Origin of the sequence: Rhodovastum atsumiense (assembly GCF_937425535.1) — a bacterium.
Classification (GTDB): Bacteria; Pseudomonadota; Alphaproteobacteria; order Acetobacterales; family Acetobacteraceae; genus Rhodovastum; species Rhodovastum atsumiense.
This window is the reverse complement of record NZ_OW485601.1, coordinates 3,949,894-3,975,415: the sequence shown is the minus strand read 5'-3', so window position 1 is coordinate 3,975,415 and position 25,522 is coordinate 3,949,894. Positions and strand designations below refer to the sequence as shown.

Sequence of the window (25,522 nt, the reverse complement as noted above, 5' to 3'; positions counted from 1 at the left end):
CAAAAGCGCTGCGCGGCACTGAAGAAATCGGGTTCCAAGGGCGAAGCCCTTGGCGAGGTCCAGGGGCGGAGCCCCTGGCGGGGGCGGGGCAGCGCCCCGCGCGTCAGGCCGCCCTGCCCAGGCCCAACCGATCCAGCACGCCACGCAGCGTTGCCGCCGTCGTGTCATCGCGATCGAACGCCAGGTGGATCCCCGTCTCGTCGGCCGCAAGCACCCGGCAGGACAATCTGATGCCGAAACCTTCCAGCCCCAGCGTCCCATGCGCACCGGCCGCCACCGATGGCCCGCAGGCCAGGCTCGCGCCCCCCATCGAGATGTCCACCACCTGCACCGGCAGCCCGGCCGCGCCGCCGACGGCGAAGCGGGCCGGCAATTCCACCTTGAGACGGGGATCGCCGCGGCGATCGACCTCCGCCGTCGAGGTCCGCACCGCGCGGATGACCGAATGACGCAGTTCGCTCATCGCCACGGCCAGCGCGCCCGCGTGGCCCTGCACCGCCGCGGCGCTGCGATCGGTCTCGGTGGCCTCGGTCGAGACCTCCGCGGCCCGCCCCGACATCGCGTGCGCCGCGGTCGCGGCATTGCCGACGTTGCGGGCGATCTCGGCCGTGGCCGCCCCCTGTTCCTCCACCGCCGCGGCGATCGATCCGGCGATGTCCTCCACCTCGCGGATGGTCTGTTCGATGCTGCGCACCGCCGTCATCGAGGCATCGGTCGCCGTGCGGATCTCGCCGAGCTGGCTGGTGATCTCCTCGGTCGAGCGGGCGGTCTGCAGCGCCAGTTGCTTCACCTCGGCGGCGACCACGGCGAAGCCACGGCCGGCCTCGCCCGCGCGGGCCGCCTCGATGGTGGCGTTCAGCGCCAGCAGGTTGGTCTTGGCGGCGATGTCGGTGATGATCCCGGCGACCGCGCCGATGCGCTCGACCTTCTGGTTCAGCGTCTCCATCGAGCCACGGGTCGCATCGCCGGCCTTGACCGCGCGGGCGACCACCGAGGTCGACTGGGCCACCTGTTGGCTGATCTCGCGGATCGAGGCCGACAACTGCTCGGCGGCGCTGGCCACGGTCTGGGTGATGCCGAGCGTCTCGCTGGCCGAGGCGGCGGCGCCGCTGGCGGCGGCCCCGGTGCGCGCGGCGGAGGCCTGCATCTCGCCGGCGGTGCCGGTCATCGCATCGACGCGCCGGCCGATTTCCACCAGCGCCGTGGAAGTCTCGGCCTCGATCGTGTCGGCCATCCCGGTCAGAGCGGCGCATTTTTCCGCCTCGGCGCGCACGCGTTCCTCTGCCTGCGCCGCGCGCAGCCGTTCGGCTTCCTCCAGGCTGTTGCGGAAGGAGGTCAGGCTGCGGGCGATGTGACCGATTTCATTGCGGTACGTGGTGAAGGGGATCTCGGTGGCAAGATTGCCGCCCGCCAGCCGGTTCATGGCCTCGCACAGGATGTCGAGCGGCCGGGAGATGCCGCGGCCGACGCCGAGCGCGATCAGCCCGGCGACCAGCAGCCCGGCCAGCCCGCCCACGGCCACCCAAATGGCGATGCCGAACACCGTGGTGTCGATGTCGTCGGTATAGACGCCGGCCTGGATGGCCAGCCGCCCCTCGCCGTCGCCGAAGGCGCCCACGTAGGACAGCTTTTCCAGCTCCGCCCCGCCGCCCGCGCGCGGCACGGAATAGGTGACATAGCCGCCGCCGGCGCGGGCCGCCGCGACGATGTCACGGACCACGAACCGGCCCTGGCCGTCCTTGAAATCCCAGCGGTTGACGTTGATGAATTTCGGGTTCGCATGCACGTAGGTGACGCCGGCATCGCCGCTGCCTGCCCCATAGATGCCGACATAATCGTTGTACTGCCCCCACCTCATCGCGCCGATCGCCTCGAAGGCAAGCTGCCGCGCTGCCTCGGCGGGGATGGCACCCGTTTTCGCCCTCGCAGCGAAGGCGGCGAGCATCGACCTCGTCGCCTCCACCATTTCGCGAACCTTGTCCTGTCGTTCCGTTATGACCGTGTTTCGCAGGACCAGGAGCTGGGTCCCCCCGACCACGACCATGGCAACGGACAGAATGGAAATGATCAGGGCAAGCCGCTGGAGAACGTTGAGATTTCGCAGAAACATCGTCAAACGAACCCATCTGATTCAAAATCGTAATGAAACGTGCACAGCCTTGCTTTCGCAAGGCACATCCACGGTGCCGCGCGGATCGCGGCGCCCCAAACTTAACGAAATAAGGATGATTTTCGCAACTATTGATGGAATGGCACCCATCGCGATTCGCCCGGACTCGCGACCTCGCCCCTTCCCGGGGGCACCGGCAGGGCAAGGTCGGTGGCACGGCGCTACACTGCCTGGCAGGCCAGGACACGGTCGCGGAGGGCCAGGATCTGGCGGCGCAATTCGGCCGAGGCCTCCGGATCGTCGAAGACCTGCCGGTGCCAGGCCGGCTTGAGCCCGCAGGCCTGCCGGCGCAGCGCCCGCCCCTGCTCGGTCAGACGGATGCGCACCTGCCGCTCGTCGGCGGCGTCGCGGGCCCGGGTGACGAACCCCGCCGCCTCCAGCCGCTTCAACAGCGGCGTCAGCGTGCCGGAATCGAGAAACAGCTTCTCGCCGATCGCACTGACCGTGCGGTTGTCCTCGGCCCAGAGCACGATCATCACCAGATACTGCGGATAGGTCAGGCCCAGCCGGTCCAGCATCGGCTTGTTCGCCCGCCCCACCGCCTGCGCGGTGGAATGCAGCGCAAAGCAGAGCATGTCATCAAGCACCAGCGGCGCCTCCGGCGGGCATGCCCCGGCGGCGGCGGGCGAGGCAAGGACGGTCTGGGACATAAGGAATTCTCCTGATCACCGTGTCATCTGAATTTAAATAGTGCGCAATTCAATTGGCCACCATTTTCTGTGAGGGCTGCCATGCGTCCTATGCAGTATCGTCCAATTTGATTGTGCGCTATTTAATTGGCCATCAGATCACAGCGCCACTCCGGTGGCCCCAGGAGTTCCAACCGATGAAAACCCTTCTGCTCGCGTCCGTCACGGCTTTCGCCCTGTTCGCCACCGCCCCGGGCTTCGCCAGCACCTCCACGTCGGACCTGCTCGCCGACGGCGGTGATTTCGTCATCACCAACGAGGGCCGCCAGCTCGCCGATGGCGGTGATTTCGTCGTCACCAACGAGGGTCGCCAGATCGCCGACGGCGGTGACTACATCGTCACCAACGAGGGCCGCCAGATCGCCGACGGCGGTGATTTCGTCGTCACCAACGAAGCCCGCCAACTCGCCGATGGCGGTGACTTCGTTGTCACCAACGAGGCCCGCCAGCTCGCCGACGGCGGCGACTACGTCGTCACCAACGAGGATCGCCAGATCGCCGACGGCGGTGACTACATCGTCACCAACGAGGGTCGCCAGATCGCCGACGGCGGTGACTACATCGTCACCAACGAGGGTCGCCAGATCGCCGACGGCAGTGACTACATCGTCACCAACGAGGGTCGCCAGATCGCCGACGGCGGTGACTACATCGTCACCGACGAGGCCCGCCAGCTCGCCGACGGCGGCGACTACGTCGTCACCAACGAGGGCCGCCAGATCGCCGACGGCGGTGACTACATCGTCACCAACGAGGGTCGCCAGATCGCCGACGGCGGCGACTACGTCGTCACCAACGAGGGCCGCCAGATCGCCGACGGCGGTGACTACATCGTCACCAACGAGGGTCGCCAGATCGCCGACGGCGGTGACTACATCGTCACCAACGAGGGCCGCCAACTTGCCTGAACCCGATGCCGCACCGACCTTCAAAGTACAGCAATCAATGTAGGGCGGACGCAGTCCGCCAACGCAAGCCAGCTGCCTCGTGGCGTCTTGCAATGGCGGATTGCGCTACGCTTATCCGCCCTACAGTTATCCACATTGCATTTGCGACCGTTGCTACGCTTGCACGGCGACGTGACATGATCCGGGGGCCGACTGTCGCAAGGCGTCGGTCCTTCGTCGTTGCGGATCCTGCCGCGTCCGGCCCGATCCGGCGGAGGCTCACGGCGTGCGCACCCGCAGCCGCCGCGCACTGCGCGGACCGGCCAGCAACGTGACCTCCTTGTGGTTTTCCGCCAGGTCCTGGTGCATCAGCCGCGTGTTGCGCGCCTGGATCTCCTGGCGCGGCGTCGTTGCCTTCAGGCCAAGCACCCGCGCGATGGTGGCTTCCACAATCCGGGTCTCGTAGGGCTTCTCCACGTCCCAAACGTCGTAGCTGTCGGACGGCATCACCTCCAGCCGCGCCCGCACCCAGCGCGCGTTGGAGAAGCGCTCCACGTAGACCACCTCCACCCCCATGCGCCGGGCGAGATCGGTGCAGACCTGCAGCAAGGTATCGAGCAGCGCGTCCTTCACCTCGTACAGCGCCCGGTCGCGCATCGGGTTCTCGGACCCGTCCTTCAGCTCGCGCAGTTCCGGCACCGCCTCGATGGCATCGACCATGAACACCGGGCGCTCGTCGATCACCAGAGGCAGGACATGTCCTTTCAGCGCGGGCTTGCCGTCGCTGAAGACCTCGATCACCCGGTAATAGGGATCGAGCAGCCAGGCGCAGACGGTCCAGTGAATGTTGGCGATGTCCTCGTCCACCTGTGCCCGCACCCGGCTCGCCGTGCAATCGCCGTAACGGTCGCCCAGCGTGAGGAAGGCCGCATTGCGCGGTGCGAAGGCAAGCTCGATGCCGCTGCCGCGCGGCCGGTGCAACGCGGGGTCCCCGGCCCGGCCACAATCCGGGGCCAGCCAGGCGACGATCTCGTCGGCGAACAGCGTCTCGAAGGCCCCGGGATGCCCGGCGAGCCAGGGATGACGGTGGAAGCGCCGGACCAGCAGGCCGGGCTGGCGCAGCCGCGCCAGCGCCTGGCGCACCGCCGACGCCTCCGTGGCTTTCGGATGGCCGGGCGGCAGGCGGCCGACCTGCCGGTCGAGCAGATCGACGGTGTGATCGAACAGCCAGGCAAAGCCTGTGTCGTCGGTGTGCCACAGCCGCTCCGCGCAGGCGCCGAAGCTCTCGTCGCGGTTCGCCCGTGGCACGTAGGCCAGCTTCGGCACGGTGTTCTCGCCAAGCAGGGTGCCGCGCCGGATCGCCTCCAGCGCCTCGGCCAGCCCGGCCACGGCCGGGTCGGCCGGCAGCGGCCAGACCCCGAAGAACGCGTCCAGCAGCGCCCGCGCGGTTGCCGGCGCGTTGAAGCCCCAGAGCGGACGCGGATCGATGCCGAAGTCCCGGCGCAGGTCGAAGCCGCCTTCCAGCACCGGGCGCATCACCACCGGCGTGACATCGTCGCAGAGCGACAACAGCGCCATCGCCGCGCAGATCGCCTGGTGGTTCACGCCCTGGTCGCGCGGTGCGTCGAGCACCTGGTCGGGCGGCGAGGCCGGGGCGATCTCGTCCCAGGCGCGGCCATGCAACGCGGTGACGGCGGCGGCGATGCGGCTTCTCAGGTTGGTCAAGACGTCGGGTCCGGTCGTGGTGCGGCGGCAGACCGGCCAGCATAGGGGCAAAGCCCGTCACCAACCATGACCGGATGGCAGCGCCCTATCGCCATGGCCGGCGTGTTACTCGTTCCGGCCGGTCGCGGACGGACCATCCCATGCCGTCCCGCCCCGGTTCCAAGGCCATCGACACCACTGATAACAATCATATTATTTGCGCGAAACGTCCTGCGGCATATATCGATTTTACATTATGCAGCGCAATATGCTCGACGCATCAAAATTCAAATGCATCTTCTGGCAATTGTAATGGCAATGCTCAAAAATTTGTTTAAAAATGACAAATTCACCTTATTATACACTTTATTAATTATCGCAGCATTTCTTCTGGCAACAACAAAAACTGGATCGTTAATAGCTCGATTATCCTGTTTCCAACCGCAATATCCCCGGTTTTTCTGATAATGCTTTTTGTCACAAATGCCTTGCGAACAAACTGGAAGCGGATGGCTTCAGTTTTTGTCAGCCCCTTTATTGCATGGTCATTCTTTTCCCTGTTCGGCACTATTGGAATCACGACGGATCTCATCCGCCTGGAAGTGTCGAAATATTTTTATGACAGCGAAGTCGCTCAAATGCCCGCCACAAATACTGGAATCAGGCTGAAAATATGGGACTGGGGCGGCATAGGCGGAGCGGGCGTTCCCAACGACTTTTATTATTTGGTATACGACGATTCTGACCAGATAGCCTTGCCACTCGCCTCCAGGTCGGCTGACTGGATGGTGCAGGCCGAAGAAGCCGCGCAAAACACCGGCTTTTATTCAGTTATTCATCCGGAGTCCTTCACGCGCGATACACAGGCGTATCTGAAAAACATCAGCGTCACAAAGCTGGATGGGCATTTCTTCCTTGTCATTCAGACACTATAGCCCGGATTGATCACGGCCATTCAGCGCGGCCGACATGCCACCGTGAATCCAGGACAGACCCGGCCCCTTCCACGGTGGCGCCCTTGCCGTTTCAGGCCGCACCGCCCCTACTCCGTCCCCTGGCAGGCCAGGACGCGGTCGCGGAAGGCGAGGATCTGGCGGCGCAGCTCGGCCGAGACCTCCGGATCGTCGAAGACCTGCCGGTGCCAGGCCGGCTTGAGCCCGCAGGCCTGCCGGCGCAGCGCCCGCCCCCGCTCGGTCAGGCGGATGCGCACCTGCCGCTCGTCGGCGGCGTCGCGGGCCCGGGTGACGAACCCCGCCGCCTCCAACCGCTTCAACAGCGGCGTCAGCGTGCCGGAATCGAGAAACAGCTTCTCGCCGATCGCACTGACCGTGCGGTTGTCCTCGGCCCAGAGCACGATCATCACCAGATACTGCGGATAGGTCAGGCCCAGCCGGTCCAGCATCGGCTTGTTCGCCCGCCCCACCGCCTGCGCCGTCGAATGCAGCGCAAAGCAGAGCATGTCATCGAGCACCAGCGGCGCCTCCGGCAGGCATGCCCCGGCGGCGGCGGGCGAGGCAAGGACGGTGTCGGTCATGGGGGGTCTTCCTGGTCAGCGCATGCCCCAATTTAGATCACACAAAATTCAATTGGTCACCACTTTCCGCAGGGGCCGCCATGCGCCCTATGCGGTATCGCCAAATTTGATTGTGCGCTATTTAATTGGCCATCAGATCACAGCGCCCCTCCGGTGGCGCCAGGGAGCCCCAACCGATGAAAACCCTTCTGCTCGCGTCCGCCACAGCTTTCGCCCTGTTCGCCGACGCCCCGAGCTTCGCCGATGCCTGGACGCTGCACCACCTCGGCCGTGGCGGCAACGCGGTGCCGGCCGTCGCCAGCGTGGCGGTGACACAGGACCTGCTCGCCGATGGCGGCGACTTCGTCGTCACCAACGAGCCCCGCCAGATCGCCTGAGCCTATCGCCTGAGCCTGATGACGCGCTGCTTTTCGAAGCGAAGCAGCGAACCCTCTCCCCGCCTTGTCATCCGGTGTCGTCGGGCATTTCTTCGCTTGGCGCATTTCCGGGGCACGGGCAAAATATTGCGGGCGGGAACGATGCGTGCGACGGACCTGCCGACAGATCGTGCCCGCATCCAGGCGTGACCGGGAAGGCAGCGACGATGTTGACCGCACAGGTAGCCGTGCTGGCCTGTACCGTGGTCCTGGCCGGGTGCTCGCACGCCCTGACCACTCTGCCGAAGATGGCTGGCCGGACGATCGGCCATGCTGCCGCCCGCAATTCCGCACACACGCCGCCGCAGCCGCCCAAGACTGCGGTCAGCCAACCGGCGCCGGTTATCGCGCCGGTAAGCGCAGGGCCGATGCCGTCCACGTCCGGTATGAACGAAGAGAACAGTGACATCGACGAGACCCTGGGCGTGAAGCCGGGCATCCGGCGCATCGCCGTGCCGCATTAGAGCATGATCGCGCGGGCGACCCGACCATGCCATGCCGGCCAACATCGCCGGTCAGCGCGTGCAGCTTCGGCCGGACAGTTGGGCAAGCCCCCGCAAGGCCTGTTCCCGTTCCTGCGGATTGCCGCCGTCAGCCGCCTTCTGGAACCAGTGCCGCGCCATGTCGAGGTCGCATGGCACGCCCTGGCCGTCCCGGTACAGCAGGCCCAGGCCGATATAGGCCCCGGGCACGCCCTTGTCGGCGGCCTGCTGGTAGAGAGTGCGGGCCTGGGCATAGTCTTTCGGCACTCCCCGGCCGATGCGATAGCGCCTGCCCAGGGTGACCATCGCGCCGGGCTCGCCCGCCGCCACGGCACGACGATACCAATCCACTGCCGCCACCTCGTTCTTTGCAAGACCGCCGCGGCCTTCCTCGTGCATGTAGCCGAGCCCGTACATGCCGGCAGGGTCCTCGCGCGCGGCCGCTTTCTCGAACCAGTTCCGCGCCTCGGTGTCGCTGGCGGGCACACCATCCCCCGCCAGGTACAGCTCCGCCAGTTGCGACATTGCCGCGGCATGGTCGTGCTCCGCGGCACGCCGGAACCATTCGGTGGCCGTGGTCGGATCCTGCGGCACACCATGCCCCCCCCTGTAGCTCAGGCCCAGAGCGTACATCGCCCCGGGCTCGCCGCGCTCCGCCGCGCCACGCAGGGCCCATGCCTCGTCCGAGACTGTCGTGGCGGAGAGGGACCCGGTGGCGAGCCGCGACAACGCGACCGGTTGCACCGACGAGGTTTCCGTGCCGCCGCCCCCCCCTGGCAAGGGCGGAAACACGCCGGTCACCGGCCGGGCTTCAACGGGAATCGTTGGCACGAAGGGGAGCACAGCCCCGGCCCCGGGGTCCGCCCACGGCGCGGCAGGACCGTCCGGCGAAGGCACGACAGACGCGTCGACGCCGGTCGGACCGGTGCCGCCAAGCTCCCAGACCGCAACGCCGGCCATGGCAAGGAGGCAGGCCAGGGCGCCGCCGGCCAGCAGCGCCGCCCGCGGCAGGCGCAGGCCGGTGTCACGCAACGCCTGCCGCAGCGATTCCATGGCCCGCGCCGGCTCAGCCGCGGTCGCGACGGAGACGGTCGCCCCGGCCATCACGGCCGGTCGTGAAACCGCCGGCAGCATGGCGACGATCCGCTGGCGCACAATCTCCGCCGCCTGCTGCTGCAACGTCGCCGCCCCCAACGCCTCGCTGAACGCCTCGACGCCCGGGAAGCGCCCGGCCGGGTTCTTCGCCAGCGCCCGCGACACAGCCGCCTCGATCCGCGGGTCAAGTCCCGGCAGCCACGTCCGCAAGGGCCGTGGTGCCAGTTCCAGGTGGCCGCGCATGATTTCCGCCTCGCTCCCGGCGTCGAAGGGAATGCGGCCCGAGAGCATTTCGTAGACCATGCAGGCCAGGCTGTAGAGATCGCTGCGCTCGCTGCCCTCGGCACGGCCGAACTGTTCGGGGGCGAGATAGGCGTATGTACCGAGCAGCCCGGCCCGGGTCAGGCGCTGCGTGCCACGGATACGGGCGATGCCGAAATCCATGATCTTGACCACACCCGCGTCGGTGAGCATCAGGTTGGCTGGCTTGATGTCGCGATGGATCACCCCCATGCGGTGCGCGTAGCCGAGCCCGGCCGCGATCTGCGCCACCACCGCCAATGTCTCCACCACCCCCAGCCGGCCCAGTTGCCCGAGCACGTCTTCCAGCGTGCGGCCTTTCACCAGCTCCATGACCAGGAACAACAGGTCGCGCCTGTCCCGCTGCAACGCGTACAGCGTGGTGATATTGGGGTGGTTGAGCCGTGCCAGACTGACCCCTTCGGCGCGTAGCCGCTCGACCAGGGTCTTGTTGCCGCCGATTTCCGGCCGCAGCGCCTTGATCGCCACCCAGCGCCCGAGATCGGGATCGACGGCGGCGTAGACATGGCCGAATCCGCCCGAGCCCAACAATTGCCGGATCCGGAAGGGACCGATGGTGGCGGGGATGGCGGCTGTGGTCATGGCGGGTGCACTTGTTCAAGGGGCAATCCGGCGGGTCGGCCGTCCGCAGACGGCGGGCACGGGCCGCTCGGCGGCTTCCTCGACGGCGAAGACGCCAACCGAAATATTGTCGTGGCCACCTTCACGCAGGGCGGCCTCCACCAGCGCCTCGCAGGCCGCATCGGGGGCAAGCCGGCCGACGGACCGGACGATCTCCGCCGCGTCAACCAGGTCGTGCAGCCCGTCCGAGCACAGCACCAGCCGATCGCCCGGCCGCAGCGCCAGCCCCTCGGCCCACACCAGCGGCGCCACCACCGGTCGCGTGCCGAGCGCGCGCACCAGCACGTTGCGCTCCGGGCTGGCGGCGGCCTGCGCGGCGGTCAGGCGGCCCAGGCGCACCAGCTCGGCCACCAGCGTGTGGTCCTCGCTGAGCTGGCTGAGCGTGCCGTCGCGCAGCAAATAGGCGCGGCTGTCGCCGACATGGCCAAGCCAGGCGCGGTCCTGGCGGATCGCCAGCACGGTGCAGGTGGTGCCCATGCCCTTGCATTCCGGCGCGCCGCGGGCATGCCGGCGAATGGCGTCGTTGGCGGCGACGAAGCACTGGCCCAGCACGTCCGGGACCGGGCCTTCGGCGGCATAGAACAGGCGGTGCACGGTCCGGGCCGCCAGCGCGCTGGCCACCTCGCCGGCGGCGTGCCCGCCCATGCCATCGGCGACCAGCAGCAGCGCGCCGCGCCGCGCCTGCGGGGTGGACGGGGACGGCAGATCGAACAACATCGCGTCCTCGTTGGTGCCGCGCGTCCGGCCAGGGTGGCTGCGCATTGCCCCGGTCACGGCCAGCCGTGCCGCCGTGGCGGTGCCAGCCGGCGCCAGGGTGCGCAGGAACCGGCGCACTGCGGTCATCACCGCCACGGCAGCGTCAGCGGCGCTGCAGCAACAGCAACTCGCGGCCATAGCGGATCGGCACGGCGAAGGTGACCGCCTCGTTCTCGCTGCTGCCGTAGGTGAACATGCCGATGACCTTGCCGGAGCCATCGAACACCGGTCCGCCGCTGTTGCCTGATGAGGTCGCCGCAGTGAGCTGGTAGACCGGGCCCATGGGGTTGAACACGCGGCCGCCCACCATGGTCGTCCCGGCCACGCCAGGGGCCTCCCGGGACACGCTCACCAGTGAAAGCGTCCCGGGCGTCACCGTCGGCTCCGGCACGATCTCGTAGGTGCTGCGGAATTCCCCGTTCTCGAACACGCGCACCTCGGCGATGCTCTTCGCGGAGGCAACGGGATAGCCGAGCACGGTGACGGCAGTGCCCTTGCGGACCTCGTCGGTGGGCGCCAGCTCGACTTTCGCCAGCTTTTGCGTCGGGTCGATCCGGATCAGAGCGACGTCGGCATCGGTGGAAGCGCGCACGAGGCGAGCTGCTATCCCGAGACGGCTGCCGGGGAAGCGGACCTCCAGCCGGTCGTTGCGTCCCTCGAAGACACGCTGCCGCCGCCCGCTCACCACCATCGGCCCCTGGTGATGGAAGATCACGCCGCCCAACTCGGGATTCCAGGCCGGGTGCAGGCCCTGGAGCACCTGGGGCTTGAACTCGAAGGCCTTGCCTGGCCGTGCCTCATCGACCACGAGTCCTGCCTTGGAGGAATCCGCATAGGGCAGCATCCAGGCCGCGGCGACGTGCTTGTTGGTCAGGATGAACCCGTCCTCGGTGATGACGAAGCCGCTGGCCTCGCCGGCCCCGCCGATCTCGTAGTTGCTGTGCCCCTCGTCCTCGGTGGTCAGCCAGCGCACGATGTTGCCCTCGGCGAGACGGACATAGCATGGCAACGCCGGGTAGTCCTTGTGGCAGCCGTAGCGGTGGTACAGCCCCTTGCCGGTCTCGCGATCATAGAGACGCCAGCGGACCCCGATAAACACTGTCGCATTGCCGTAGGTGTCGACGATATCGGCCGGCGACATCACCTTCTGTTTTTGGTACTGCTCGCCTATCTTGTTGATGGTGGCATTCTGGGCGTCGATCATCGTGACGGTCTGGCGATATCCATCCGCCACTTGCTTCTGCGCGTGTTGGCCCGATCTGTAGACGACCACCCCCCCCACGGCGAAGCACGCCAGCATGCCGGCGACCGTGTAGAACCAGACACGGCTGGTGCTGCGGCGTTGCGCCGTCAGCATGCCCTCCACCGTCTCGCGCCCGAGCCCCTTCCTGGCCGGCGGCACCGGTCCGGTCATCGGGGGGGAGCGCATCGCCGACGAAGCCGGGGGCTCGGCAGGTTCGGGATTGGAATCGGTGATGCGCGTCGGCTTCGCCGCCGGCAGGTCGATCAGCCGGGTGCGTGCGGGCACCTGGGTCGGTCGCGGATCGAGGTCGAACAGAAAGCATGGGCCGTCCACGCCGAGCTGCACCATGTCGGTTGGCAGCAGCTCCGCCTCACCCTGGAGGCGCTGGCCATTCACGAAGGTGCCGTTACTGCTGCCCAGGTCGACGATCCGAAAGCCGGGTGGGTCGCCACTGCTCACCCGGATGGCGGCATGGCGACGGCTCACCATGTCGTCGCGCTGCGGGTCGAAGGTGATGTTGCAGGCTGGATCGCGGCCAATGGTCAGTTCCAGGCCGCCCTGCAACGGGAACTGCTCGATCTGGTGAGCCTTGGCGCCGCCTTGGTGCTGAATGATGATGCGCGTCGACATGAGCAGGCCGTTTCCGCCATTCGGAGCATGGCGCGATATAATATTAAATTAGTAATAAAAATTGCTCGGAAAAATGATGCAGGTAAAAATAATTTGATGGGGCCCCATACTTTTCCGATAAGTTGATTTCTACCCAGAGCAGGTTCGTTCCGGTCGGGTCGGATTGTTCATCCGACTGCCTTGCGTCGGTCGGGGCTGCAACCCTGGCGACGCTTCCCGGACCGCAGAGGCGATCCGCCAACAACAGTGCGCCCGGTCGGTTCGACCCGCGGCAAAGCGGGGGCCTCCCGCTGACGCCGGCACTATTGAAAATCTTTCACAAATAAAAGTATAGTGAAAAATGATGCATAATATTCCATTGCCGCGCAAATGAAATATAGAAATATTCAGGAAAATTCCTCACACCTAGAAGTATTTTGATGCAGTCAAGAACACCCTACAACGTCCGGGCCACCACACCACAGAATGACATATAATTGTATATCAAATGCCAAGCATCCAGGCCCGGCTGTTACTGGTCGCCCTCGCAGCCCTGATTCCGGCCATCGCTTTCCAGGCATGGACCGAAAGCGAGGCGCGTGCCGTCCGGCAACGGTTGATCGAAGACGAGGCATTGCGCCTGGTGCGTCTGGTCGGTGCCGAACAACAGCGGATCGTCGAGGGCGCAAGCCAGATGCTGGGTGCGATCGGCAGCATGCCCGACATCCAGGACCGCCATCCGGAGGCATGCCGGCGTTTCCTGACCACCCTGCTCCGCCAGCAGCAGCGCTACGGCGATGTCGCCATGCTTGACCGCCACGGCGGCGTGCTCTGCGCCGCCGGGCCGCCCCCCGGCCCCGCCAGCCAGGACCATATCCGCCGCGCCCTGGACGGGGACGGACTCGCCATCGGCGAATATGCCGCGACGGGAAGCGCCGGGCCGCCGGGCCTGCACCTGGCCAGGGCGTTCAGGGACCAGGACGGGGCGGTCGCGGGGGTGGCCGTGGTCGGGCTCAACCTCGACTGGCTGGGGCAACAGTTGAGCCGCCTTGCCCTGCCGCCGGGGGCTGGCGTGGTGGTCGCCGACCGCACCGGCACCGTGCTGGCGCGCGGCGGCGTGGCGCCGTACGCGGTGGGCGCGCCGATCCCGGCCGGGATCCGTTTCATGCTGCAGGGGGATGCGGAACGGGTGGTGTCGTGGCAGGAGGGCGCCGGCAGCCCGCGCATGATCGGCTATTCGCCGCTCGGCACCGCCCCGCGGGACCTGCTGGTCATGGTCGGGCTCGACCAGGAGGCCAGCTTCGCCACGCTGCGGCAGGCCGACCGCTTCGGCCTGCTGCTGATCGTCGCCAGCTCCGCCCTGGCCGTGGGCATCCTCGCCCTGCTCGGCACCGTTCTGCTCCGCCGCCCGGTCAACCAGCTGCTGCAGGTGGCCGATGCCTGGCGCGGCGGCAATTTTGCCGTGCGCACCGGGCTGCCGCACCACCGCTCCGGTTTCGGGCAGCTGGCGCGGGCCTTCGATGCCATGGCCGAGGCCACCCAGGCGCGGGAGCGGGCGGTGCGCGAGAGCGAGGCCCGGTTCCGCGCCCTCGCCGAGGCGGTGCCGAGCATGCTGTTCGAAACCGACGCCGCCGGCACCAGCACATGGAAGAGCCGGGCCTGGCTGGACTATGTCGGCATGACCGCGACGGAGGCGGCCGGCAGCGGCTGGACCGCCTGCATCCATCCCGATGACCTGCCCGGACTGGTGCCGACATGGCAGGCGGCGGTGCGGACCGGCCGGGGCTATGTCCACCGCCACCGCATCCGCCGCGCCAGCGACGGCGCCTGGCGATGGCACCTCGCCCGCGCCGTCCCGGCGCGCGACGCGGACGGGACGGTGCTGCGCTGGCTCGGCGCGGTCACCGACGTGCACGACCTGGTCGAGGCGCAGGCCGCCCTGCACGAGCGCAACGAGATCCTGCAGCTCTTCGCCGAGCGTGCCCCGGCCGGCATCGCCATGTTCGACACCGCGATGCGCCACCTCGCGGTCAGCCGCCGCTTCCTGCACAACCACTGGCCCGACGCGGACATCCCCCCGCCGCAGACGGTGATCGGCCGCAGCCACTACGAGGTGTTCCCCTGGATTCCCGAGCACTGGCGCGAGGCGCATCGCCGCGTGCTGGCCGGGGAGACGCTCTCGGCCGAGGAGCAGTGCTTCACCGGTGCCGATGGGCGAACCGAATGGGGGCGCTGGGAAATGACGCCGTGGTACCGCGCCGATGGCGGGATCGGCGGGGCGGTGCTGTTCACCGAGGTGGTGACCCAGCGCCGGCAGGCCGAGGCGGCGCTGCGCGAAAGCGAGCAGCGCTTCCGCCAGATCGCCGACGCGGCGCCGGTGATGATCTGGATCTCCGACACCACCGGCGACTGCACCTGGTTCAACCGGCCCTGGCTTGCCTTCACCGGCCGCACCATGGAACAGGAACTGGGCGATGGCTGGGCGGACGGGGTCCATCCCGAGGACCGCGACGTCTGCCTTGCGGTCTACCGGGACGCCGTCGCACGGCGGACATCCTTCCGGATGGAGTACCGGCTACGGCGCGCCGACGGGAAATGGCGGATCGTCGACGACACCGGGGTTACCCGCCTGGGCGAGGACGGCGCCTTCCTCGGCCATATCGGCTCGCTGGTGGATGTCACGGAGGCGCGGCGGGCCGAGGCAGCGCTGCGCCAGACCAATGAAAGCCTGGAAGCGCGGATCGCGGCGCGCACCCTGGAACTGCAGGCCGCCAACCACCAGCTCGCCGCGCGCATCGCCGAGCGCGAGCAGGTCGCGGCGGAGCTGCGCCGCACCAGCGCGTTGCTGCGCGCCATCGGCACCTGCGCGCCGGACCTGATGTACGCGAAGGACCTCGACGGCTGCTATCTCTTCGCCAATCCCGCCGCCCTGGACGTCTATGGCCGGCCGGCCGGGGCGGTGCTCGGCCACACCGACCTGCAATGGCACCACGACCCCCTCGAGGCCACCGCGCTGATGCGCAACGACCGATGGGTGCTCCGCAGCGGGCGCACGCAGATCATCGAGGAATCCTTCGCCTCCCCCGGCCGGGCCACGCGGCTCTACCGCTCGGCCAAGGCACCGCTGCGCCTGGACGACGGTACGGTGATCGGCATCGTCGGCGTCTCCGGCGACATCACCCAGATCAAGGCGACCGAGGCGGCGCTGCGGCGGAGCGAGGAGCGGTTCCGCGCCATCTTCGAGCAGGCCGCGGTCGGCATGGCCGTGATCGGGCTGGACGGCAGGTGGCTGCAGGTCAACGACAAGCTCTGCGCCATCACCGGCTATTCACGGGAGGAATTCGCGACGCTGACCGTGCGCGCGATCACCCATCCCGACGACATCCCGCAGACGGTGGCGCTGAAGGAGCAACTGGTGGCGGGCACGATCGCGCTGCACCAGTTGGAGAAGCGCTACCGCCGCAAAGACGGCAGCCATGTCTGGATCAACGGCTCGGCGGCGCTGCTGCGCGACGCCGAGGGGCGGCCGGAAGCGCTGGTCGCCGTCATCGAGGACATCACCGAGCGCCGGCGCGCCGAGGCGGCGCTGCGGCAGGCGCAGAAGATGGAGGCGCTCGGCAACATCGCCGGCGGCATCGCCCACGACTTCAACAACCTTCTCGCCGTCATCATCAGCCATATCGAGCTGCTGGAGATCGAGGACTCCCCGGCGTCCCGCCATGACCTGGCCGCGGAGATGCTGCGGGCGGCGATGACCGGTGCCGAGCTGACCCACCGCCTGCTCGCCTTCGCCCGGGTGCAGCCGCTGCGCACCGAATGCATCGCCACCGCCGAGGCGATCGGCTCCATCGCGCGGCTGCTGCGGCGCGTGCTCGGCGACCATATCAGCCTCTCGCTCGATCTCGCGCCCGGGCTGTGGCCGATCCTGGCCGACCGGGCGGAGCTGGAGACCTGCCTGCTCAACCTCGCCACCAATGCCCGCGACGCCATGCCCGAAGGCGGCCGGCTGCGCCTGGCCGCGGCCAATGCCAGGCTGGGCGCGGAGGATCCGGCGCGCGAGGCGGCGCTGCCGCCGGGCGACTACGTGCGGCTCGCCGTGGCCGACAGCGGCCAGGGCATGGATGCGGCCCTGCTCGGGCGCATCTTCGATCCCTTCTTCACCACCAAGGGGCTGGCGCAGGGCACCGGGCTGGGCCTCTCCACGGTGTTCGGCTTCATCCGCCAGCTCGGCGGCCACATCGCCGTCGCCTCCGCCCCGGGCGAGGGCACCACCTTCACCCTGTTCATCCCGCGCGCCGACGAGCCCGCCCCGCCCCGCGCCGGGCACGCGGCCCAGGCCGGCCTGCCCGCCGGGCGGGGCGAGACCATCCTGGTGGTCGAGGACAACGCGGCGCTGCGCCGGATCGCCGTGCGCCACCTGGAAGCGCTGAACTACGCCGTGCTGGAAGCCGCCGACGGCCCCTCGGCGCTGGCGCTGCTGCGGCGGCGGGACGTGGCGCTGTTGTTCTCCGACGTGGCCCTGCCCAATGGCATGACCGGCATCGCCCTGGCCCGGCAGGCGCAGGCCGCCGTCCCGTCGCTCAGGGTGCTGCTCACCTCCGGCTTCCCGGGCACGGCCGGGCCGGGCATGGCGGGCACCGCCTCGACCGGCTTCCCCCTGCTGGCCAAGCCCTATCGCCTCGCCGCCCTGGCGGAGGCCGTGGATGCGGCGCTGCAGGGAAGCAGCGCGACGAAACTGCGCATGGGGACCTGACACACCGGGGCACGGGGGTTCTGGCAAGTGGAAATCTACCATTGGTTTCTGATATAGCCTGAAATAACGGCAATTTGGCTCATCATTTCCGATGAATAACCTGTTGCCATTTCGTATGCAGGCTGAATCTTCCGTGGTTTATTGAAAATGATCCGGTTTGCCCATGGTTTTCACTTCCCATGGAGAAGCCTGGACCGCCTGCGCGCCGCCTGCCGTGCCCTCGCGCGTGCCGCCGCACGGCCCGGCAGCCCCCCTCTTCCGCCGGGCCGGCCGGAACAAGGGAGACTGTCCTGGCTTGCGCTGCTCGGGGCGGTGTTCGGTCTCGGCCTTGCCGTCGCGACCGGGGTCTATCTCGCCCGCGAGCGGGACGACATGCTTCGCAATGCCGGGCGCGAGACCCGGAACACCGCCCTGGTCCTGGCCAGCTGGGTGGAGTCCGGCCTCCGCGCGATCGAGGTGTTCGAAGCGGCCACCGTGGCCTGGATCGGCAGCCAGGGCATCGATACCCCGGAGAAATTCCGCGCCAGGCTGTCGGGGCAGGCGGTCCACGACAACCTGGTCGCCCGCGTCGCCGGCCTGCCGCGCGTGCGCACCCTCTTTTTCGTCGATGCCGAAGGCCAGTACGTCGCCGGCACCGGCGCCTGGCCGCCCCCGCTGCTGGATGTGTCGGATCGCGACTATTTCGCCGCGCTCCGTGACGATCCCAGCCGCGAGCGCTTCCTCGGCGGCCCGCTGCGCGCCCTGACCGACGGGCGCTGGGTTGCCCACATCTCCCGCCGGATCAGCGCGCCCGACGGCAGCCTGCTCGGTGTCGTCGCCGCCAGCATCGACCTCGTCGATTTCGATGATCTGTTCGAGAACCTGGCCCTCGGCCTGAACAGCTCGGTCACGCTCAGCCGCCAGGACGGCCTGATGCTGGCCCGCTACCCGGGGCCGGACGCCCATATCGGCACGCGCTTCGAGCCGAGCGAGGCGCTGCGGCGGATCCTGTCCGCCGGGCCAGGCGGCACCCTGCACGTCCGCAGCCCGGTGGACGGCATCCTGCGGGTCGCGGGGGTGTGGACGGTGAAGGCCTATCCCCTGATCGTCGTGGTGAGCCGCGCCGAGAGCGAGGTGCTGGCGCCCTGGCGCCGGCTGGCCGGACGCCTGGGCCTGGGATTGCTGCTGGTGGAAGGAATGATCCTCGGCGGCGTCCTGCTCACCCGGCGCCTGGCCATGGCCCGCGCGCGGGTGCGGGAGGCGCGGCTGCGCGAATACCAGGCAGCGCTCGATGCCGTCTTCGGCAACAGCACGGCGGCGCTCAACGAGGTGGAACTGCCCTCGGGACGCTTCCTGCGCGTCAACCACCGCTACTGCGAGATGACCGGCCGGACGGAAGCCGAGCTGTGCCAGGGGCTCACCCCCGCCGATGTCGTGCACCCGCAGGACCGCCAGGAGATCATGCGGCAATGGCGCGCCGCCATCGCGGCCGGCAGACACTGGGATACGGAGCTGCGCTACCTGCGGCCGGATGGCACGGTGGTGTGGGGCCGCATCAGCCTCGCCATCTCCGCCCGCGACGAACAGGGCCGGCCGACGCGTGGCCTGACCGTCGTGCAGGACATCACCGAGCTGCGGGCGACCGCGGAGCGGTTGCGCCACAACAAGGCCCTGCTGCGGCTGGGCATGCAGATCGGCAAGATCGGCACCTACCGCCGCGACATCGTGGCCGGAAGCTATGAATGCGGGCCCGAAATGCGGGCGCTGCACGGCCTGCCCACGGGGGACGCCCCCCTCTCCGACGCGGCATGGCTCGACACGCTGCTGCCGGAAGACCGGGAACGGCTGCGCGACGAGATCCGCGAGGCCCTGGCCCGGCGCCTGCCGGAAGCCGCTTTCCACTATCGCGTCCGCCATCCGGTGGACGGCACGGTGCGGCATATCGAGGCGCGCGCCCGCTACGAATACGACGCCCAGGGGCAACCGCTCCGCTCGGCCGGCGCCGCGATCGATGTCACCGCCAGCCGCGAGGCGGAGGCGCGCATCGCCCATCTCGCCCGCCACGACGTGCTCACCGGCCTGCCCAACCGCATGCTGTTCGGCGAGCGGCTGGACGAAGCGCTGGCGCGGGCGAAGCGCGGGCAGGGCTTCGCCTTGCTGCTGGCCGACCTCGACGGCTTCAAGGAAGTCAACGACACGCTCGGTCACCCGGTGGGCGACGCGCTGCTGCGCGAGGTCACCGCGCGGCTGCGGGCGGAGCTGCGCGAGACCGACACCCTCGCCCGGCTCGGCGGCGACGAGTTCGCCGTCATCCAGTCGAGCGTGGACCAGCCCCAGGCGGCAACCGCCGTGGCCCGCCGGATGGTCGAGGTGATCGGCATGCCCTTCGATCTGGACGGCCGGCAGGTCCGCATCGGCACCAGCATCGGCATCGTCCTCGCCCCCGCCGACGGCCTGGACCGCGAGCGGCTGGTCAAGGCGGCGGACATGGCGCTCTATCGTGCCAAGGAGGAAGGGCGCAATTGCTGGCGCTTCTTCGAGCCGGAGATGGATGCGCGCATGCAGCAGCGCCGGGCGCTGGAGAACGAGCTGCGCCGGGCCGTCGCCGGCCAGGAGTTCGAACTGTTCTACCAGCCGATCGTCGACACCGCCTCGCGCCGGGTCAACGGGCTGGAGGCGCTGCTGCGCTGGCGCCACCCCGAACGCGGGCTCCTGCGGCCGGCGGCCTTCCTGCCGCTGGCAGAGGACATCCGCCTGATCGCCCGCATCGGTGAATGGGTGCTGGCACGGGCCTGCGCCGATGCCACCACCTGGCCCGATGTCCCGAAGGTCGCGGTGAACCTCTCGCCCGCCCAGTTCGCGCATCGCGGCCTGGTCGACGCCGTCACCGCCGCGCTGGAGGCATCCGGCCTCGATCCGGGACGGCTGGAGCTGGAGATCACCGAGGCGGCGATCCTGCAGGAGACCGAGGCGACGCTGGTCACGCTGCGGCGGCTGCGCGCGCTCGGCGTGCGCATTGCCCTCGACGATTTCGGCACCGGCCGCTCCCTGCTGAACCTCCTTCGACATTTCACCTTCGACAAGGTGAAGATCGACCGCTGCCTGACCTGCGATCTCCGGCGGGCATGCGAGGGCAATGCCATGGCCATCCTTCGTGCCATGACCGGGCTGTGCACCGATCTCGGCATGACCGCGACCGCCGAGGGGGTGGAAACCGAGGAACAGGTCCGGCTGCTCTCGCGCGAACGCTGCGCCGAGATGCAGGGCCGGCTGTTCGGCGAGCCATGCCCGGCCGGCGAGGTCCCCGGCCTGCTGCAACGGTTGGCCGTGGTGGACGGAACCGCCACCGGCTGAAGCCACGCGCAGGCGGGATTGCAGAAAAGAAAATGTGGATATCTATTATAGGTTTCTGTTATAGGCGCGCTTGCAGTCACTTTAGTTTAAATATCGAAACGATATTTATATTACTCAAATACACTATTATCGAAATCAACACGGTTTCCCGACATGATCCGGTCCGGCCATTTCCCTGATTTCCTACGGAAAGCCCTGGCTGGGCTGCGCGCCGCGTGCCGCCTTCTGCTCCGGCAGCAGGCGGGCGGAGTGGCGGCATCCTGGCCCGTGCTCATCGGCGCGGCGCTGGGCCTCGGCCTCGCCGTCGCCACCTGGGCGTATCTCGCGCGGGAGCGGGAAGAGGCATTGCAGGACGCCGGGCGCGAGACGGAGAACATTTCCCTGATCCTCACCAAGTGGGTGGAGGCCGGACTCCGCTCGGTCGAGGTCCTCGAAGACGCCACCGCGGACTGGATCGGCAGCCAGGGCATCGACACCCCGGAGGCATTGCGGGCCAGGATGGGCGGGCTCGCGGTCCATGCCGACCTGGTCGCGCGCACCGCCGCCCTGTCGCGCGTGCGCAGTCTTTTCCTCGTCGATGCCGAGGGCGGGATCATCGCCGATTCCAGGTCCTGGCCGCCCCCGTCGTTCAACGTGACGGGGCGCGCGTATTTCGACCCGCTGCGCAACGATCCTGGCCACGCGCGTGTCCTCTCCCCCCCGATGCGCGGCCTGAACGGCGGCCAGTGGGCCGTCTACCTCGCCCGCCGGATCAATGCCCCGGACGGCAGCTTCCTTGGCGCCGTCGCCGCCAGCATCGACCTTGCCTATTTCGAGGATCTCTTCGGTGACCTCGCCCTTGGCCCGGGCAGCTCGATCACGCTGTTCCGCCGCGACGGCACGCTGCTCGCCCGTCATCCGAAGCTGGAGTCGATCGTCAACGCCCGCTTCGATCTGAGCGAGCCGGTCCAGCGGCTCGTTCCGGGTGGGCCGGGCGTGACCCTGCAGCGCCACGGCCCGGTGGATGGCATCGAACGCATCGCCACCGTCCGGGCCGTGGCAGGCTATCCCCTGCTGGTCACGGTGACGCGCACAACCGACGCGGCGCTGGTGCCCTGGCACCGGCAGGCCCAACAGCTCGGCATGAGCCTGTTGCTGATGGAAGGCATGATCCTGGGTGGCGTCCTGCTGGCGCAGCGCCTGACCCGGGCGCGGGCGCGGGCGCGGGATGCGCGCCTGCGCGAATACGCGGCGGCGCTTGATGCCGTCTTCGCCAACGGCACCGCGGCGCTGAGCGAAGTGGAGATCCCCTCGGGACGCTTCCTGCGCGTCAACCGCCGCTACTGCGAGATCAGCGGCCGCACCGAGGCCGAGTTGCGCCGGGACCTCACCCCGGCCGACGTCGTGCATCCGGAGGACCGCCCGAAGATCAGCCGGGACTGGCGCGCGGCGCTGGACGGAAACGGCAGCTGGGACGCGGAAGTGCGCTACCTGCGCCCGGACGGCGCGGTGGTGTGGGGCCGGCTCAGCCTCGCCGTCTCCGCCCGCGACGAACAGGGCCGTCCGACCCGCGGCCTCGCCGTGGTGCAGGACATCACCGAGCTGCGGGCAACCTCGGAGCGGTTGCGGGCCAGCGAATCGCTGCTGCACCTGTGCATGCAGATCGGCCATATCGGCACCTACCGGCGCGACATCGTGGCCGGCGTGTACGAATGCGGGGCCGAGATGCGGGCCTTGCACGGCCTGCCGGCCGGGGACGCCGTCGTGCCAGACGCGGCCTGGCTCGCCACGCTGCTGCCCGAGGACCAGGATCGCCTGCGCGCCCAGATCAGCGAGGCCACGGCGAAACGCCTGCCACAGGCCGCGTTCCAGTACCGCGTTCGCCATCCGGTGGACGGCACGGTGCGGCACCTGGAGGCACGCACGCGGTATGAATACGACGCCACCGGCCGGCCGTTGCGCTCGACCGGCGTGGTGATCGACATCACCGAAAGCCACAAGGCCGCGGAACGCCTGCGCCTGTGCATGCAGATCAGCCGGATCGGCACGTACACGCGCGATCTCGTCACCGGGGAGATCTGGGCCGGGCCGGAGGCGCGGGCGTTGCACGGGCTGCCGGAGGACGATGCCCCGCTTCCCACCGGGACCTGGCTGGCCACGCTGCTGCCGGTGGACCGGAAGAAGGTGCAGGCGGCGATCGACGACGCCATGACCGGGCGATATCCGGAGATGACACTGGCCTATCGCATCCGCCATCCGGCGGACGGGAGGGTACGGCACATCGAGGTCCGCACCCATTTCGAATTCGATGCCGAGGGGCGGCCGGTGGTCGATCGCGGCGCGGTCATCGACGTCACCGCCAGCCGGGAGGCGGAGACGCTGCTGCGGCTGTGCCTGCAGGCCGGCCGTATCGGCAGCTTCCGCCACGACTTCACCACCGGGCTGGTGCAGTGCGGGCCGGAGATGCGGACCATGATCGGCCTGCCCCCCGGCGACGGGCCGATCACGGAGCAGGACTGGTTCGCCAATTTCCTGCCCGAGGAACTCGCGCGCCTGCGCGTCCACATCGCGCAAAGCGAGCGGCTGCAACTGCCGGAGAGCGTCGACACCTTCCGGCTCCGCCATCCCGGCGACGGCCGCCTGCGCCATTTCGAGACCAGGGTGCACGTCGACTACGGCCCGGACGGAAAGACGGACAGCGTACATGGCGTCTTCATCGACGTGACCGAGCAGCGCGAGGCGGCGGAACTCCTGCGCATGAGCCTCGCGGTCGGCCGCATCGGCAGCTTCCGCCATGACTTCACCACCGGACTGGTGCAGTGCAGCCCGGAGGTGCGGGCCATGTACGGCCTGCCGGCGGACGAGACCCCGCTCACGATCGGGCAATGGTGGGCCGCGCTCCAGCCCGGCGACCTTGACATGCTCAAGGCCCACATCGCCGGAATCGTGGCGAGGCAGGCCCCCGAAAGCGTGGTGCTCTACCGCATCCGTCGCCTGACCGACGGCAGCCTGCGTCATTTCGAGGCCCGCACCCGCTGGGAGTACGACGGCGCGGGACAGCCGCTCAGCACGCTCGGCGTCGTCATCGACGTGACGGAGCAGCGCGAGGCGGCGGAACTCCTGCGCATGAGCCTCGCGGTCGGCCGCATCGGCAGCTTCCGCCGCAACTTCACCACCGGGCTGGTCGATTGCGACCCGCAAACCCGGGCCATGGTCGGCCTGCCCCCCGGCCATGATCCGGTTCCCGAACGGGACTGGCTCGCCTGTTTCATCGAAGAGGACAGCGCGCGCCTGCGCACGGAGCTCGGGAAGGCCGTTGAACTCCGGCTGATGGAGGGCAACGCGATCTTCCGCGTCCGTCCGCCCGCCGATGGCCGGATACGTCACCTCGAGGCGCGGGTGCACCGGGATTACGACGCCGATGGCCGGCTGCTTGGCGTGCTCGGCGTGTTCATCGACGTGACCGAGCAGCGCGAGGCGGAAGTGCATATCGCGCACATGGCGCGCCACGACGCGCTGACCGGCCTGCCCAACCGGGTGCTGTTCCGCGAGCGGCTGGACGAGGCGCTGGCGCGGGCCCGGCGCGAGACGGGCTTCGCCCTGCTGCTGATCGACCTCGACCGCTTCAAGGAGGTCAACGACACGCTCGGCCACCCCGCCGGCGACGCGCTGCTGCGCGAGGTGACCGCCCGGCTGCGCGCCGAACTGCGCGAAACCGACACGCTGGCCCGGCTCGGCGGCGATGAGTTCGCGGTGATCCAGGCGGGCGTGCACCAGCCGCAGGACGCGACCACGCTGGCCCGGCGCATGGTCGAGGTGCTCGGCACGCCATTCACGCTGGAGGGCCAGCAGGTCTGCATCGGCACCAGCATCGGCATCGCCCTTGCCCCCGGCGACGGAGCCGAGCACGAGCAGCTGTTCAAGGGGGCGGACATGGCGCTGTATCGCGCCAAGGAAGAGGGGCGCAACTGCTGGCGCTTCTTCGAGCCCGAGATGGATGCGCGCATGCAGCGCCGCCGCGCCCTGGAGACCGACCTGCGCCGGGCGGTGGCGCGGGGTGAATTCGAACTGCTCTACCAACCCATCGTCGACGTGCGCGCGCGCCGGGTCGGCGGGGTGGAGGCGCTGCTGCGCTGGCATCGCCCCGGCCACGGGCTGGCCCAGCCGGACAGCTTCCTGCCGCTGGCCGAGGAAATCGGCCTGATCGTCCCGATCGGGGACTGGGTGCTGGCGCGGGCCTGCGCCGATGCGGCCGCCTGGGCCGCCACCTGCCCCGATGCCCCGAAGGTAGCGGTGAACCTCTCGCCGGCGCAGTTCGCGCATCGCGGGCTGGTCGATGCCGTCGCCGCCGCCCTGGAACGATCCGGCCTCGATCCGGCACGGCTGGAGCTGGAAATCACCGAGACGGTGATGCTGCAGGAAACCGAGGCGACGCTGGCCACGCTGCAACGGCTGCGGGAGCTGGGTGTGCGCATCGCCATGGACGATTTCGGCACCGGGCGCTCGCTGCTGACCTGCCTGCGGCGCTTCGCCTTCGACCGGCTGAAGATCGACCGCCGGCTGACCGACGGCCTCGGACAGCCACGCGCGGACAACGCGCTGGCCGTCATCCGCGCCGCCACCGGGCTGTGCGCCGGGCTCGGCATGACCGCGACCGCCGAGGGCGTGGAGACCGAGGACCAGCTGCAGGCGCTGGCCCGGGAAGGCTGCGAGGAGATGCAGGGCCACCTGTTCGCCAGGCCCTGCCCGGCCGGGGACATCCCCGCTTTGCTGCGGGATCTGGCGGGCACGGACGGCCTCGGCGGCCGCTCGAAATTTCCGAAGGAAATATGGTAATCAACCAAAGGCTCCTGATAATAGGCGTGCTCTTTCGGTAATTTGGTTGGTTCTTTCAGGGGCGGAACGATCGTTCAAGTATATCCCCGGCGAA

14 protein-coding genes are annotated in these 25,522 nt (G+C 68.8%); 7 read left to right on the top strand and 7 right to left on the bottom strand.

Going from position 1 to position 25,522, the window contains the following annotated elements; genetic code table 11:
- Positions 1–103 precede the first annotated feature (103 nt).
- On the bottom strand, positions 104–2,044 hold the full coding sequence (locus NBY65_RS18055; RefSeq protein ID WP_275266309.1) for a methyl-accepting chemotaxis protein: 1,941 nt from the start codon (positions 2,042–2,044) through the stop codon (positions 104–106).
- A gap of 287 nt (positions 2,045–2,331) precedes the next feature.
- Positions 2,332–2,820, bottom strand: a complete 489-nt coding sequence (locus NBY65_RS18050; protein WP_150041782.1) for a MarR family winged helix-turn-helix transcriptional regulator — start codon at positions 2,818–2,820, stop codon at positions 2,332–2,334.
- Between the two features lie 176 nt (positions 2,821–2,996).
- Here NBY65_RS18050 and NBY65_RS18045 point away from each other — a divergent pair, with 176 nt between their 5' ends.
- A complete protein-coding gene (locus NBY65_RS18045) occupies positions 2,997–3,767 on the top strand; it encodes a hypothetical protein (RefSeq protein ID WP_250265692.1) in 771 nt (256 codons plus the stop codon).
- 258 nt (positions 3,768–4,025) lie between these two features.
- Here NBY65_RS18045 and NBY65_RS18040 read toward each other — a convergent pair whose 3' ends face one another.
- Positions 4,026–5,471, bottom strand: coding sequence for a hypothetical protein (locus NBY65_RS18040; RefSeq protein WP_150041784.1), 1,446 nt, complete (start codon positions 5,469–5,471; stop codon positions 4,026–4,028).
- A gap of 446 nt (positions 5,472–5,917) precedes the next feature.
- Between NBY65_RS18040 and NBY65_RS18035 the strand changes: the two genes are divergently transcribed.
- Entirely contained in the window at positions 5,918–6,385 is a 468-nt protein-coding gene (locus NBY65_RS18035) for a hypothetical protein (protein ID WP_150041785.1), read from the top strand.
- Between the two features lie 107 nt (positions 6,386–6,492).
- On the opposite strand, the gene NBY65_RS18030 is transcribed toward NBY65_RS18035, so the two are convergent.
- The gene (locus tag NBY65_RS18030) at positions 6,493–6,984 is read right to left on the bottom strand and encodes a MarR family winged helix-turn-helix transcriptional regulator (protein ID WP_150041786.1); all 492 of its coding nucleotides are present in this window, start codon (positions 6,982–6,984) and stop codon (positions 6,493–6,495) included.
- A gap of 176 nt (positions 6,985–7,160) precedes the next feature.
- On the opposite strand from NBY65_RS18030, the gene NBY65_RS18025 reads away from it, so the two are divergent.
- Positions 7,161–7,361, top strand: coding sequence for a hypothetical protein (locus NBY65_RS18025; protein WP_150041787.1), 201 nt, complete (start codon positions 7,161–7,163; stop codon positions 7,359–7,361).
- A 206-nt stretch (positions 7,362–7,567) separates the two neighbouring features.
- Positions 7,568–7,864 carry a hypothetical protein gene (locus NBY65_RS18020; RefSeq protein ID WP_150041788.1) on the top strand — a complete coding sequence of 99 codons (297 nt, stop codon included), beginning with the start codon at positions 7,568–7,570 and terminating at the stop codon, positions 7,862–7,864.
- Between the two features lie 51 nt (positions 7,865–7,915).
- On the opposite strand, the gene NBY65_RS18015 is transcribed toward NBY65_RS18020, so the two are convergent.
- From NBY65_RS18015 to NBY65_RS18005, 3 genes are read right to left on the bottom strand one after another with little or no spacing between them, the layout of a single operon-like run.
- Complete coding sequence (locus NBY65_RS18015; protein ID WP_150041789.1) at positions 7,916–9,880, bottom strand: serine/threonine-protein kinase; 1,965 nt, start codon at positions 9,878–9,880, stop codon at positions 7,916–7,918.
- 15 nt (positions 9,881–9,895) lie between these two features.
- Positions 9,896–10,762, bottom strand: a complete 867-nt coding sequence (locus NBY65_RS18010; RefSeq protein ID WP_239002850.1) for a PP2C family protein-serine/threonine phosphatase — start codon at positions 10,760–10,762, stop codon at positions 9,896–9,898.
- 16 nt (positions 10,763–10,778) lie between these two features.
- Entirely contained in the window at positions 10,779–12,548 is a 1,770-nt protein-coding gene (locus NBY65_RS18005; protein WP_150041791.1) for a trypsin-like peptidase domain-containing protein, read from the bottom strand.
- 487 nt (positions 12,549–13,035) lie between these two features.
- On the opposite strand from NBY65_RS18005, the gene NBY65_RS18000 reads away from it, so the two are divergent.
- From NBY65_RS18000 to NBY65_RS17990, 3 genes are all read left to right on the top strand, one after another.
- Positions 13,036–17,280: a PAS domain S-box protein gene (locus NBY65_RS18000; protein WP_150041792.1), complete on the top strand. Its 4,245-nt coding sequence runs from the start codon at positions 13,036–13,038 to the stop codon at positions 17,278–17,280.
- Positions 17,281–17,427: 147 nt separating this feature from the next.
- Positions 17,428–20,613 (top strand): bifunctional diguanylate cyclase/phosphodiesterase, encoded by a 3,186-nt coding sequence (locus NBY65_RS17995; protein ID WP_150041793.1) that lies wholly within the window; start codon positions 17,428–17,430, stop codon positions 20,611–20,613.
- A gap of 249 nt (positions 20,614–20,862) precedes the next feature.
- On the top strand, positions 20,863–25,428 hold the full coding sequence (locus tag NBY65_RS17990; RefSeq protein ID WP_162530628.1) for an EAL domain-containing protein: 4,566 nt from the start codon (positions 20,863–20,865) through the stop codon (positions 25,426–25,428).
- Positions 25,429–25,522 lie beyond the last annotated feature (94 nt).